The organism is Solidesulfovibrio sp. DCME (assembly GCF_049995385.1).
Classification (GTDB): Bacteria; Desulfobacterota; Desulfovibrionia; order Desulfovibrionales; family Desulfovibrionaceae; genus Solidesulfovibrio.
The window spans coordinates 4,650,217-4,663,623 of the sequence record NZ_CP188261.1; the positions used below are offsets into that span (position 1 = coordinate 4,650,217).

At 69.1% G+C, this 13,407-nt stretch carries 11 protein-coding genes and 1 pseudogene; 3 read left to right on the forward strand and 9 right to left on the reverse strand.

What is annotated here, in order from left to right; all coding sequences use genetic code 11:
* Positions 1 to 74 precede the first annotated feature (74 nt).
* Positions 75 to 905, forward strand: coding sequence for a DUF1176 domain-containing protein (locus ACP59X_RS20600; RefSeq protein WP_428562134.1), 831 nt, complete (start codon positions 75 to 77; stop codon positions 903 to 905).
* A gap of 94 nt (positions 906 to 999) precedes the next feature.
* Here the strand turns inward: ACP59X_RS20600 and ACP59X_RS20605 are convergent.
* Both ACP59X_RS20605 and upp read right to left on the reverse strand, forming a co-directional pair.
* Positions 1,000 to 1,245: pseudogene (locus ACP59X_RS20605) on the reverse strand (ammonium transporter); the annotation flags it as partial.
* A gap of 374 nt (positions 1,246 to 1,619) precedes the next feature.
* Positions 1,620 to 2,246, reverse strand: coding sequence for a uracil phosphoribosyltransferase (gene upp / locus ACP59X_RS20610; RefSeq protein ID WP_428562136.1), 627 nt, complete (start codon positions 2,244 to 2,246; stop codon positions 1,620 to 1,622).
* Between the two features lie 272 nt (positions 2,247 to 2,518).
* On the opposite strand from upp, the gene ACP59X_RS20615 reads away from it, so the two are divergent.
* Positions 2,519 to 3,751, forward strand: coding sequence for a hypothetical protein (locus ACP59X_RS20615; protein ID WP_428562138.1), 1,233 nt, complete (start codon positions 2,519 to 2,521; stop codon positions 3,749 to 3,751).
* A gap of 249 nt (positions 3,752 to 4,000) precedes the next feature.
* On the opposite strand, the gene ACP59X_RS20620 is transcribed toward ACP59X_RS20615, so the two are convergent.
* The 6 genes from ACP59X_RS20620 to rpsB all read right to left on the reverse strand — a co-directional run bounded on the left by ACP59X_RS20620 (position 4,001) and on the right by rpsB (position 11,093).
* Entirely contained in the window at positions 4,001 to 7,264 is a 3,264-nt protein-coding gene (locus ACP59X_RS20620) for an ATP-binding protein (RefSeq protein ID WP_428562140.1), read from the reverse strand.
* Between the two features lie 309 nt (positions 7,265 to 7,573).
* Entirely contained in the window at positions 7,574 to 8,293 is a 720-nt protein-coding gene (uppS, locus tag ACP59X_RS20625; protein ID WP_428562142.1) for a polyprenyl diphosphate synthase, read from the reverse strand.
* Positions 8,293 to 8,847, reverse strand: coding sequence for a ribosome recycling factor (gene frr, locus ACP59X_RS20630; protein WP_428562144.1), 555 nt, complete (start codon positions 8,845 to 8,847; stop codon positions 8,293 to 8,295). The genes uppS and frr overlap by 1 nt, the downstream gene beginning before the upstream one ends.
* A 1-nt stretch (position 8,848) precedes the next feature.
* Positions 8,849 to 9,571, reverse strand: a complete 723-nt coding sequence (pyrH, locus tag ACP59X_RS20635; RefSeq protein WP_428562146.1) for a UMP kinase — start codon at positions 9,569 to 9,571, stop codon at positions 8,849 to 8,851.
* Positions 9,572 to 9,692: 121 nt separating this feature from the next.
* Positions 9,693 to 10,298, reverse strand: coding sequence for a translation elongation factor Ts (gene tsf, locus ACP59X_RS20640; protein WP_428562148.1), 606 nt, complete (start codon positions 10,296 to 10,298; stop codon positions 9,693 to 9,695).
* 12 nt (positions 10,299 to 10,310) lie between these two features.
* Complete coding sequence (rpsB, locus tag ACP59X_RS20645; RefSeq protein ID WP_428562150.1) at positions 10,311 to 11,093, reverse strand: 30S ribosomal protein S2; 783 nt, start codon at positions 11,091 to 11,093, stop codon at positions 10,311 to 10,313.
* A 231-nt stretch (positions 11,094 to 11,324) separates the two neighbouring features.
* On the opposite strand from rpsB, the gene ACP59X_RS20650 reads away from it, so the two are divergent.
* Complete coding sequence (locus tag ACP59X_RS20650) at positions 11,325 to 12,527, forward strand: hypothetical protein (protein ID WP_428562152.1); 1,203 nt, start codon at positions 11,325 to 11,327, stop codon at positions 12,525 to 12,527.
* Positions 12,528 to 12,629: 102 nt separating this feature from the next.
* Here the strand turns inward: ACP59X_RS20650 and ACP59X_RS20655 are convergent, their stop codons facing one another.
* Positions 12,630 to 13,397: a fumarylacetoacetate hydrolase family protein gene (locus ACP59X_RS20655; protein WP_428562154.1), complete on the reverse strand. Its 768-nt coding sequence runs from the start codon at positions 13,395 to 13,397 to the stop codon at positions 12,630 to 12,632.
* Positions 13,398 to 13,407: the final 10 nt, after the last annotated feature.

The window sequence follows — 13,407 nt, forward strand, 5'->3', positions numbered from 1 at the left end:
GCACCCGCGCGTTCGCGCCGCGCCGCGGCTTCCGTGGCCGGCGCGGCCATCGTGGGGGCCGTGCCCGCGCGTTTATGGCCCTGTCCGCCCTGCTGCTCCTGGCCTGGCTGGCGCCGGACCGGGCCAAGGCGGCGGGCCTGGACTGCGCCAAGGCGGCCACCGCCGTGGAAAAAACCATCTGCGCCGACCCGGCCTTGCGGGCCGGCGACGCGGCCATGGCCGAGACTTTCGCCGACCTGCTCGGCGCCGTCCCGGAGGCGGACAAGCCGGCCGTGCGGGCGCAACAGCGCGAGTGGCTCGCCTCGCGCAACGCCTGCTCCGACGCCACCTGCCTGGCCGCCCGCCAGGCCGAGCGCCTGGCCGCCCTGCAGGCCGCCATGGCCGCGACGCGGCAGCGCTATCTCGACGCGCGGGCAAAACTGCGCGCCCGGCTGGGCTGGCCCCCATCCTGCGAGGCGGCCTACCAGGAGATGGTTTCCCCCGAGGGCATGGGCGCCACGGTCCGCTCCACCGGGGTCGATGCCTATGCCTTAAGCGGCGGGCGGACGCTCTACGTGGTGCAATGCGACCAGGCCGCCTACCAGGCCACGTACACGGCCGTGCTGACGGAACAGCCGGATGGCCCGGGGATGCCGTTGCGCTTCCCGGCCCTGGCCGACAGCGCCGCCCCGTCCCCGCCCGTACCCCAGGACGAACTGGTGGGCGATGTGTCCTTCGATGCCGCCAAGGGCACCCTGACCGTGCTGACCAAGGCCCGGGGCCTGGCCGATTGCGGGTCGCTGGCCGTGTACGCCTTCCCGTCGGGGGCACGCGTCAGCCTTGCGGAGATGCGGGTGCGGGAATGCCCCCGCCAGCCCAAGGGGTACGTCCCCCCCGAGCGCTGGCCGCTGCTGCGCTCCCGGTAGCGACCGCCCCGGTACTACCCGGCCGCCCATGCGAAAGGCCCCTCCCGCAACCGGGAGAGGCCTTTCCTTTGCCCCTGGCGACAACCGCGCCCTAGCCGAGGATGTTGGTCCCGGCCAGGGAGACCCAGCCGCCCACGGAGTGGACGACCGTGGAACCGGCGAAGTCGAGCATGGGGGCGTCGAGCGTGGACAGCCAGCCCCCACCCCAGATCCAGTGGCCGGAGGCGGGATAGATGATCGCCGTGACCACGAAGCCGAGGATCAGGCAGGGCACGAACTTGGTGCGCTCGGCGATGGCGCCGGAGACGATGGTTACGGCCGTGGCGGCAAAAACGCACTGCCGGACAGGAAGACTGGCGATGTGGCCACGCCCTGCATCGTGAAATCGGCAACACTACGCAGTCAACGACAGCCCAAGTTCGAGGCGAGAAATATCCCAGAGCCCCACCAGACCATCCAACAGCGTCCGGCCCGACCAGATCGGCCGATCAGCTGGCCAACGGCCGAAGAAAAACGCAAAGACGGTGAGGACGGCAACGGCCGGAGCGCCTCGTCCCCAGACGAAGATGGCTGTACACTTGGCCCCTCTCCCCAAAGGGCCGCACCCAAACGCCGGCCCCGCGTCTCGTAAACTGGGGGGCCGAACGGCCGGTTACCGTCCTTGGGATGCCAGGCCATCGCCGGGTGACGGCTGCGCCGGCCGGTTGGCAGCGCCTACTTGGTGCCGAAGATCTTGTCCCCGGCGTCGCCGAGGCCGGGCAGGATGTAGCCGTGTTCGTTGAGACGCTCGTCGATGGCGGCGGTGTAGACGGCCACGTCGGGGTGCTCGCGTTCGAGCCGGGCCAGGCCTTCCGGGGCGCAGACCAGAAACAGGCCCAGGATATGGCGGCAGCCGGCTTCCTTGAGCAGGTTGATGGTGGCGATGAGCGTGCCGCCGGTGGCCAGCATGGGATCGAGGATCATGGCCCGGCGCTTGTGGATCTTTTTGGCCAGCTTGACGTAGTAGCGCACCGGCTCCAGGGTTTCCTCGTTGCGGTACATGCCGACCACGCTGACCTTGGCCCCGGGGATCATGTCGAGCACGCCGTCCATCATGCCGAGCCCAGCCCGCAGGATGGGGACCACGGTGATCTTCTTGCCCGTGATGCGGTCCACTTCCACCGGGCCGGCCCAGCCATGGATGGTCACTTTTTCGGTGGGCAGGGACTTGGTGGCCTCGTAGGTGAGCAGGCGGGCGACTTCGCCGGCCAGTTCGCGGAATTCCTTGGTGCTCAGGCCCTGCTCGCGCATATGGCCGAGTTTGTGGCGCACCAGCGGGTGATCGACGACGGTAACGGGCATGGCAGGCTCCTGGCGTTTGATATGGGGTGCGGCGCGCCCGGTCGCGGCGCCGCAGCCATCATAGCGGAAATCGCACCGGGAAGCCATGACCGGGGATGGGCCGCCAGGGCAATAGCCACCCGAACCACGTCCGCCCGGCCGCGCCGTCCCGGATCATGGCCATGGACGGCTGGGCGGATATGTGCCACAGTATAGAAGTCTGAAATAGGCCAAGGCAGGCCCGAAAGCAGCCTCACCAGGGCCATTGGGCAACCCCAGCAACGGAGTCCGTCATGTCACGCCGCCACGCGGTCGTCCCCCTGTGGTTCCTCTTCGCCCTTGCCCTGCTCGTGTCCGCTCCAGGGACGGTGCGGGCGGATGATTTCGACATCAGCCTGCTGCCGCCGATCCTGGCCGGGCCGCCGCTGAGCCGCGACAGCGACGGCGACGGCCTGCCCGACTTGTGGGAGTTGCGCGGCTATACGGTTGGCGGCGCCTACGTGAATCTGCCGGCCTTGGGGGCCAGCCCCTGGCACAAGGACGTCTTCGTCTGGATGGATTACATGGTCACGCCCGGCAGCGTGAACCTCGGACCCAGCCAGACGGTCATCGACAACATCAAGGCTGTCTTCAATAACGCCCCCGTGACCAACCCCGACGGCACGACAGGCATCCACATCCACCCCGTGCTCAAAAACCAGGTGCCCTACGCCGAGACCCTCGGCATAAAAAACGATTACGTCCAGGTCTGGGTCGATTTCGACGCCCTCAAAAACAACTCCTTCGAGACGGCCTACGCCCCGTCCTTCCGGTACATGATCTGGGCCAATACCTACAATCAAGGGACCTCCAGCGGCCTGGCCCGAGGCATCCCGGCCACGGATTTCCTGGTGACCCTCGGCGGCTGGCAGACGGTGGGCGGCACGGACTGGCAAAAGCAAGGCACCTTCATCCACGAACTCGGCCACTGCCTGGGGCTGACCCACGGCGGCTCGGACCACATCAACTACAAGCCGAACTACTTGAGCGTCATGAACTACTCGTTTCAAACCTGGGGCCTCTACAGGAACGGCCATTGGGGCGACGACGGTTATCCGCTCAACTTCGACTACCAGCGCCTCAATACGCCCTCCCTCGACAAGGCCTCGCTCCAGGAAGGCCTGGGCCTGACCGGGGCCGACGACGTCAGCGCCTACGGCACGGTGTATTACTATGTTTCCGGCGACTACTATTACAACCAGATTGCCACCAATGCCGCCGGCGGCATCGACTGGAACCACAACGGCGTCATCGACACCTCCCCGGTCAGCGCCGACATCAACCGGTCCGGCGGCACGACCGGCACGCTGACGGCCCAAAACAACTGGCCCAACATCAATTACAGCGCCAACGGCCAGATCGGCCCCACCGCCGGCGAAGCCCGGCGCAAGGCCACCAGCCAGGAGATGCCCGAGGAACTGCGCCACGAACTCGACTTCGAAACCCAGCGGCAGATGGACACGGCCCGCCCGTCCGCCCAGCCCTGACCCGTGGCGGCCGCGGCCGCCGCCCCCCCCCGGCCCGACACCGCAAACCGGGATGACGCCGCCACGGCCGTCATCCCGGTTTTTGTTGCCGCCGGGCAACAGCCCCTTCGCGACGCCAGGGGAACGACCAGACGCGGCCGCCCCTCCCGGCCAGGCCGGGAAACGGTCGCACTGGCCCTGCCCGCCCGACGGAGAAGCGGTGCCCCGGCCGACCCGGCCCGCCCAATCGCCTGGTGACCCGATGCGGTGTCAGCCTGACAGGGAAGCGGTCACCCGGTCGATCTCCCGCAGCAGCAGGGAGACCGCGCGGGCAAGGCCATCCCGGTCTCCGGAGGCGGCCAGGCCGAAGACCTCCTCGGCCAGCCGGCGGCCGCCGTCGGCGCCGATGGCCCCGGAACTGTTCTTGATGGAATGGGCCACCTGGCCGAGGCCGGCGCGGTCTCCGGCTGCAAGGGCCGTCTCCAGGCGCGACCGGTAGCCCGGAGCCTCGTCCAGGAAGATCCGGCACAGCTCGCGGTACAGCGGTACGTCGTCGTCCAGGCGGGCGATGGCCTCGGCCCGGCGCACGGGGTCGGCTTCGCCCGAGGCCGTCCCCTGGCCGGCGATGGCCCGCAGCACGTCGGCCAGTTCGCCGAAATCCACGGGCTTGGCCACAAAGGCGTTCACTCCGGCCTCGCGGCAACGGTCCCGAAACGAGGAGAGCGCGTGGGCGGTCATGGCCACGATGGGCACGTTTCGCCGGTCGTCCCCGGCCGCGCCGGCCCGGATGCGGCGGGTGGCCTCCAGGCCGTCCATCTCCGGCATTTCCACGTCCATGAGCACGGCGTCGCAGGCCTCGACGGCCAGGCGCTCGATGGCCTCGCGCCCCGAACCGGCCACCGTGAGCGTATGCCCCAGCCGCGCAAGCAGCGCCCGGGCCAGGCGCACGTTCATGGGGTTGTCCTCGGCCAAAAGCAGGTGCAGGGGCCGCTGGCCCGCCCGCAGGCTGTCGAGGCTGCGGGCGGGCGGGCTCACGGGCCTGGCCAGGGAACGGTCCCCGGCGGGCAGCGGCACGGTGAACGTGAACCGGCTTCCCTGGCCCGGCGTACTGTCCACGCCGATGACGCCGCCCATGAGGTCCACCATCTGGCGGCAGATGGCCAGCCCAAGCCCCGAGCCGCCGAAGCGTTCGGCGATCTCGCCGCTGGCCTGGCGGTAGGGTTCGAAGATGCCGGAGACGGCCTCGGGGGCGATGCCGAGCCCAGTATCGGCCACGGTAAAACGCAGCCAACCCGCTCCGGCCTCGCGGCCGGGGGGCGGCGAGGCGGGTGCAACCGTCAGGCGGACCTCGCCTTTTTCCGTAAATTTCACGGCATTGCCCAGGAGGTTGGCCAGCACCTGGCGCAGCCTGGCCGCATCGCCGCGCACCACCGCCGGGCAATCCCGCCCCGGCAGCAGCCGCAACCGCAGCCCCTTGGCCCGGGCCTGGGGCACAAAGGCCCGCAGCAACGCGGCGAGCAACCCCCGCAAGGAGAAATGCTCCTCCCGAAGCGTCAGGCTCTTGGCCTCGGCCCGGGAAAAGTCCAGCAGGTCGTTGATCAGTTCCAGCAGTCCCCGGGCCGCCTCCAGCACATTGGCCAGGTTGTCGCGGATATCCGGCGACAGGCGCGATTGCAGGGAAATGTCCGTGAGCCCGATGATGGAACTGAGCGGCGTGCGGATGTCGTGGCTCATCTTGGCCAGAAAGTCGGACTTGGCCCGGTTGGCCTCCTCGGCCTCCTCTTTGGCCGCCTCGAGCTGCCGTTCGGCCTCGCGCAGTTCGCGGACATCCATCAAGCACTCGATATGGCCCCAGACCGCGCCGCCCTCGTCCAGGATGGGCGCGCTGTAGGCCAAAAACGGCAGCCCAAGCAAGGCTTCCTCCCGGGCCGTCGACGGCCGTACCCGGACCTCCGTTTCGCCGGACGCCTGGCCCAGGGGACAATCGGGGCAGGCCGCGTCGAGGCCGTGGAAGGCTTCGTGGCACTTGCGGCCGAGCACGTCCTCGCGGGCGATGCCCATGGCCCGCAGGAGGTTGTCGCCCACGTCCACCACGCGCAGGTCCCGGTCCACCACGTGGACAAAGCCCGGGATGGCGTCGAAGATGGCCCGCAACCGGCCGTGCATGAGGGTGAGTTCGGCCGTGCGCGCAGCCACCCGGGCTTCCAGGGTCTTGTTGGATTCCACGATGACGGCGTGCTGGCGGGTCAGGCGGTCGATGGCCTGGCGCAACTGGCCGGCCATGCGGCCGAAGGCCTCGGACAGGCTGGCCAGTTCCCGGCTTCTGGGCGCCGGCAAGGCCAGGTCCCAGTGGCCGCGCGACAGGTCGTCAGCGGCCGCGGCCAGGCGTTCCACCGGCCGGGCGATGCGCCTGGCCATGAACACCCCGGCCCAGGCGGCGGCGGCGATCCCGATCAGGACCACGGCCAGGCTTTGGCGCATGCCGGCCTCGATGCGGCCGGTGTAGTCCGACACCGGGGCGGCGGCCACGAGCAGCCAATCGATGCCCAGGCCGTCGCGAAAGGGCTCGGCCAGCACGTAGAGGTCGCCGGCCGCCCCCCGGACCTGGGCCAGGACCGGGCCGTCGATGCCGGAAAGCCCGCCCGGGGTTTTCTGGAGGTGCCCCACGGCGGCCTCCAGCATGGGGTCCCCGGCCTCGAGGGCCCCCAGGCGCCGGTAACTGCCGTCCGGCTGCGGCAGCAGGAGGCGGTCGGTTTCCAGGGACGAGGCGGCCACGACCGCGCCCGTGCGTTCGAGCAGGTAGACCTCGCCGCGCCGGCCGACCTTGATGGTGCGCAGGAACTCGTGGATGCGGGTCAGGGGATAGTCCGCGCCGAACACGCCCCGCAACCCGCCGTCCGGGCCGTAGGCCGGCAGGCAGGCGCTGATGGTGGGCACGCCCAGGGCGAAATGGCGGTAGATCGGCGTCCAGACCGGCCCGCCGGCGGCCGCGCCGGCCTTGTACCAGGGCCGGGTGCGCGGGTCGAAATTCTTGTAGACCTGCTTGAGCTCCCCGGCGTCACCGTCGGGCGTGACCGCGTAGTTGCGAGAATCCCCGCCGGTTTCGGCCCCGGCCCGCACGATCTGGACCGTGTCCGGGCCAAGGCGCCGGGCGCCGTAGAACTCGCCGTCCACGGTGCCGTAGAAGTTGTAGGCAATGGACGGGTTGGCTTCGAGGATGGCGGAAAAATAGCGCTGGACGTTTTGGGGCTGCCCGGGCACGAGCAACCCGCGCCGCAGGGCCTCGGCCCCCAGGGCGTTGACCTCCTCGGGCACGCGCAGATAGGCGGCCAGGGTCTGGCGAACCCGGAGAAGGACCTCGGCCCGCAGTTGCCCGGCCGCCTCGCCCACGGCCGCCCGGCCGCCCGAAAGGGCCAGCCAGCCGATGCCCAGGCCCGTGAGCAGCACCAGGGCCAGGACCGGGGCCGTGAGCAGCAGGCGAAGCGGCGGCTTGCGACGGCGGCCCGTGGGCTCTGGCGGCATGGTTTGCGACATGGCGAAACGACGCCTCGCACAGGATTGCGTCCCGATACACCGAATTGAGGATTGCCGATCCTACTGCGAAAGCCCCAGGGACTGTCAATGGAAACACGGTGACAACGGCCGGTTACCGCTGTTTTTTGGCAGGGGCAAGGCAGGCCGGCCGGCCACGCCGCCCCGAACCGCCACGATCAGGCGCACCGCGGCCGATACCGCAACGAAAGCGCAGCCTTGCCCCGGGTCCCGGCCATGGCGTGTCGGCCGCAGCCGCGGTGGCCGACACCTCCACCACGCCTGCGGCCGGTACGGCGGTGGGCCGCCCGCCTACTGCGCGGAAACCTGTTCGCTAGTCAGGCCGAAGCGCCGGGAGCGCTTGCGGAAGTCGTCCAGGACCGCGTCCAGGTGGGCCGGCGTGAAATCGGGCCACAGCGTCTCGGGGAAAGCGAATTCGCTGTAGGCGGACTGCCACAGCAGGTAGCCGGACAGGCGCATCTCGCCGCTGGTGCGGATGATGAGGTCGGGGTCGGGCTGGCCGACGGTATAGAGTTCGGCGGCCAGGCGCTGTTCGGTGACGGCCTCGGGGGGCAGGCCCTGGGCGATCAGGCGCCGGCAGGCGCGCAGGATCTCCTCGCGGCCGGAGTAATTGAGCGCCAGATTGAGCGTCATCTCCGTGCAGTGGGCGGTCTTGGCCATGACGTGGGAGAGCACCTTGCGGGTGGCCAGGGGCAGTTCGGCCAGTTCGCCGAGCACCATGAAACGGATGGACTGGGTGAGCAGCGTGTCGAGCTCGCGGGTCAGGAAGCGCACCAGCAGGTCGAACAGGAACTTGACCTCGTCGGCCGGCCGGCCCCAGTTCTCCTTGGAGAAGGTGTAGAGCGTCAGGTGGCGGATGCCCAGCTCGCGGCAACGGGTGACCACCCCCCGGGCGGCCTCGGTGCCGGCCCGGTGGCCTTCGCTGCGGGGAAGCCCCCGGGAGGTGGCCCAGCGCCCGTTGCCGTCCATGATGATGGCCACGTGCTTGGGGACAGACGTGGAATCGGCCACTAGATCTCCATGATTTCCTTTTCTTTCTTGGAAAGGATCTCCTCGGCCTTGGCGATGTAGGCATCGGTGAGCTTCTGGACGTCTTCCTGGCCCTTGTGCTGGTCGTCCTCGCTGATGGACTTGTCGTTTTTCTTCTTCTTGAGGGCCTCGTTGGCGTCGCGGCGGATGTTGCGCACGGCGACCTTGGCCTCTTCGGCGTATTTCTTGGCCACCTTGGCCAGGTCCTTGCGGCGGTCCTCGGTCAGGGGCGGGATGGAAATGCGGATGATCTTGCCGTCGTTGACCGGGGTGAGCCCGAGGTCGGACTTGAGGATGGCCTTTTCCACGTCGTTGAAGGCCTTGCGGTCCCAGGGCTGGATGGTGATGGTGCGGCTGTCGGGGGTGGACACCGAGGCGATCTGGTCCAGGGGGGTGAGGGTGCCGTAGTAGTCCACGCGCAGGCCGTCGAGCAGGCTCGTGGTGGCCCGGCCGGTGCGCAACCGCGCGAATTCCTTGTCCAGCGAGGCCAGCGCCTTTTTCATGCGCTCCTCGGCATCAGTAAGCACTGCCTGCATATCACTCGTCTCCTTTGACCACCGTTCCCACGGGTTCCCCGGTGAGCACCCGCGTCAGGTTGCCCGGGGTGAACATGTTGAAGACCACGATGGGCAGGTTGTTGTCCATGGCGAGGCTGATGGCCGTGGTGTCCATGACGCGCAGCCTCTTCTCCAGCACGTCCATGTAGGTCAGGCTGTCGTACTTGACGGCATCGGGGTACTTGACCGGGTCCTTGTCATAGACGCCGTCGACCTTGGTTCCCTTGAGGATGGCCTCCGTTTTGAGCTCCATGGCCCGCAGCGCCGCGGCGGTGTCCGTGGTGAAATACGGATTGCCGGTCCCGGCGGCGCAGATGACCACCCTGCCCTTCTCCAAATGCCGCAGTGCCCGGCGGCGGATGTAGGGCTCGCAGACCTCGCGCATGGAGATGGCCGACATGACGCGGGTGGACAGCCCCTGCTTCTCCAGGCCTTCCTGCACGGCCAGGGCGTTTAACACCGTGGCCAGCATGCCCATGTAGTCGGCCGAGGCCCGGTCCATGCCGGCGGCCTGTTCCGAGACACCGCGAAATATGTTCCCGCCGCCGATGACCAGGGAAATCCTGGCCCCGGCCGCGGCCGCCTGGGCAATTTCCCCGCAGAAGTTGGTGATGGTCAGGTTGTCGATCCCGAACGGGCGACCCCCGGCCAGTGCCTCGCCGCTGATCTTAAGCAAAACCTGGGAAAACCGCAAATTCGACATGAAACCCCCTTGGGTTGCGGGAGGAAGGGGCCCGGGGCGGGAAATCCCGCCCCGGGCGCAAGCGATGCGACGGCAAAAAAAACGGGCCTTGCGGCCCGTTTGGAAGTCGGTTCGCGACGGCCTAGGCGGCGTCCTCGCCCAGGGCCATGCGCGTGAAGCGCCCGATCTGGACGTTTTCGCCCAGGACGCCGACGAGCTCGTTGAGCAGGTCCTTGATGCTGACCTTGTCGTCCTTGATGAAGGCCTGTTCGAGCAGGCAGATTTCCTTGTAGAACTTCTTGACGCGGCCTTCGACGATCTTCTCGGCGATGGCTTCGGGCTTGCCCTCTTCCATGGCCTGGTGCTTGAAGATCTCTTTTTCCTTGGCCAAAAGGTCGGCCGGGACGTCCTCGGGGGCCAGACAGACCGGGTTGGCCGCGGCGATCTGCATGGCCACGTTTTTGGCGAATTCCTGGAAGCGCTCGGACCGGGCGACGAAGTCGGTCTCGCACTTGATCTCGACCATGACGCCGATCTTGCCGGTGGAGTGGATGTAGGAGCCGATGACGCCCTCGGAGGTGGCGCGGCCGGCGCGCTTCTGGGCCTTGGCCAGGCCCTTTTCGCGCAGCCAGGCCACGGCCTTTTCGTCGTCGCCGGCGCACTCGGTCAGGGCTTTCTTGCAGTCCATCATGCCCGCGCCGGTCTTGTCGCGCAGGGCTTTCACGGAGCTGGCGGAAATATCGGACATGGGGCGGTCCTCCTACTCTTCGGTGGTTTCTTCGGATGCGGCTTCCTCGGCGACGGGGGCCGGGGCCGGTTCGGGCTTTTCGTCCTTGTCCATGGCGACGGGGGCGTCCTTGGTCTGGGCGGCGCCCTCGAGGCAGGCCTCGCTGATGCTGGCGGCAAACAGCTTGATGGCCCGGATGGCGTCGTCGTTGCCCGGGATCACGTAGTCGATGACGTCGGGGTCGCAGTTGGTGTCCACCACGGCCACGATGGGGATGCCGAGCTTGCGGCATTCCTGGACGGCGATTTCCTCGCGCTTGGGGTCGATGATGAACGCGGCCTGGGGCAGGCGGTCCATGTTCTTGATGCCGCCAAGGGTGGCGTTTAATTTCTCCACCTCGCGGCCCATCATGACGATTTCCTTCTTGGGAAAGCGCTTGATGCTGCCGTCCTCGAACATGCGTTCCAGGTTCTTCAGGCGGTCGATGCTTTTCTTGATGGTCTGGAAGTTGGTGAGCATGCCGCCCATCCAACGGTTGGTGACGAAGAACTGCTCGGCGCGCTCGGCTTCCTTTTTCACGGACTCCTGGGCCTGGCGCTTGGTGCCGACGAAAATCACCCGGCCGCCGGTGGCCACGATGCCCGCCACGAAGTCGTGGGCCTTCTGGTAGAGCTTGACGGTCTGCTGGAGGTCGATGATGTGGATGCCGTTTCTGGCCCCGAAGATGAAGGTCCGCATCTTGGGGTTCCAGCGGCGGGTCTGGTGGCCGAAGTGGACACCGGTCTCGAGCAGTTGCTTCATGGTCACGTAAGGCATGGGATCTCCTTGGGTTTGTCCTCCGTCTCGCCAGGCGGTCACCGGTCCGGCCGGCACCCAGGATGCGGGCGAGGCGTGTGTTTTGGGAAACGGCGGTTTGTAGACCGACTGAAAAAAAAAGGCAAGGGGCAATCGCGGCCCTTCCGGCCGGGCGGCCGCGTTGACAGGGGCCGCGTTGACAGGGGCCGCGCCGGCCGCTACCCCACGGCCGTGACAGCCAACGGATGAACCATGCGCATCGTGCTCCACGCGGGACTCAAAAAAACCGGCTCCACGGCCATCCAACTCGCCCTGGCCCGCAAGGCCGGGCGGCTTTCACGCCTGGGCGTCTTCGTGCCGGACCCGGACATGGGGCTGGCCCCGGGCGGGGCGGCCCGCACCTCGGGCAATGCCTACGGCCTGGCCCTTCTGGCCGAGGCGGCCGGGGTGGACCCGGACGGCGCGGCCGGGCGCATCCGGGAGCATCTCCTTGCCCAGCTCGACGCGGCCGCCCGGGCCGCTTGCGACACCGTGCTCTTGTCCTCGGAGACCTTGTGCGCCCTGCCCGAGGCCGGCTGGCGGGCGCTGCTGGCCAGCCTGACCGCCCTGGGCCTGCCGACGCGGTTCGTGGTCTTCGAGCGCGACCCGTATGCCTGGTATTTTTCGGTCTGGCTGCAGGCGGTCAAGCGCGACGGCTGCGCCGATTGGCTGGACGCGGCCCTGGCCGGCAACGAGGAAGGCTACCTGCGGCCGCTGCTGGCCCCGGCTTTTCTCGCCCGGGTGTGCGCCGATTCGGGCGGGCTTTTCTCGCTGCTGCGCCTGGACTACGACGCCTGCCGCCACGACGCGGCCGGGGCCTTTTTCGCCGCCCTGGGCCTGCCGGCGCCCGAGGCGGCCGAGGCGCCACGGCCCGGCGGGACCGGCCCGGCCCGGTTCAACCGGTCGCTGTCGGCCGGGGAGGCCTTCGCCTTCCTGACCCTCAACCGGGCAAGCGGCGGCAACATGGCGCTGTGCCAGGCCCTGTGCGACAAGTACGTGACCGGCGACGCCGACCGGGAGCGGTTTTTCTTTTTCGACCCGGCCGTGCAGGACGCGGTCCACGCCTTCCTGGACCGCCACGGCGCCCCGCGCCCCCGGGCGGCCTACCCGGGCAGGCCCAACCTGACCTTCGCGGCCCTGGCCGCCGCCCAGCCGCCGCCGACGCCGACCGTGGCCGGGCTGCTCGCCGACGCGGTGGCCCATTTCCGGGATTTTTCCAGTTGCGTGGCCGCGGCGGCCCTGCACAAGGCCCGCCATTTCGCCGCCTCGCCGGCCAGGCCCCTGGTGCCCGAAGATTTCGACATCCTGTGCTACCTGATCGCCAACCCCGACGTGCTGGCCGCCGACTGCGACCCCTACCGGCATTACGTGGAATGTGGCCGCCGCGAAGGCCGCACCTGCCGGGTCTTCACGTAACCCGATCGGTTCCTGGCCTACTCCCCCGCCGGGGCCTGTGCGCAAGCGCGAGCCCCGCGGACGCCGGCCCGTTGGCGCCGGAGGCTTCCCGCCCCGGCCGCGTCACTGCAAGGGCGCCCGTTCGGCTTCGCCCCGGGCGGCGTTGATCAGCACGCCCACCTCGTCGATCTCCACCCGCACCTCGTCGCCCGGGGCCAGGCGGCCGCCGCCGGCCGGCGAGCCGGTGAGGATCACGTCGCCGGGCAGCAGCGTCATGACGCCGGACACGAAGCTGACCAGGTCGAAGGGGGAGACGGCCATGTCGGCCAGGCTGGCCTCCTGGACCAGGGTCCCGTTGACTCGGGTGCGCAGGGTCAGGGCCGACGGGTCGGCCACGGCGGTCTCGATCCAGGGCCCGATGGGGGCGAAGGTGTCGAAGCCCTTGGCCCGGTCCGGCAGGCCGTCGGCGGCGTACAGGTCGCCGGCCGTGACGTCGTTGGCGCAGGCGAAGCCGAACAGGCAGCGCGGCACCTCGGCCGGGGCCACGTTGTGGCAGGCCCGGCCGAGCACCACGGCCAGCCCGCCGAAGGCCTCCACCCGGGCGACGGCCCGGGGCAGCAGGATGGCCTCGCCGCTGCCGATGATGGCCGAGGGCGGCTTCAGAAAAAGGAGCGGGCCGTCGGCCTGGGCGCGGCCCCGGGGGCTGCCGGGGAAATTGTCCAGCACGCACACGACCTTGGAGGGGGCAACCGGCGGCAGCACCGTCACTTCCGACAAGCCCACCACCTCGGGCACACCCAAGGCCGGGTCCAGGCAGCGCACGGCCCGCTGGGGCAACAGCAGCTGGCCGTAATACGTCCTGTCCCCCCGGCGCACGCGCAGCACTTTCATGGCGCAAGGC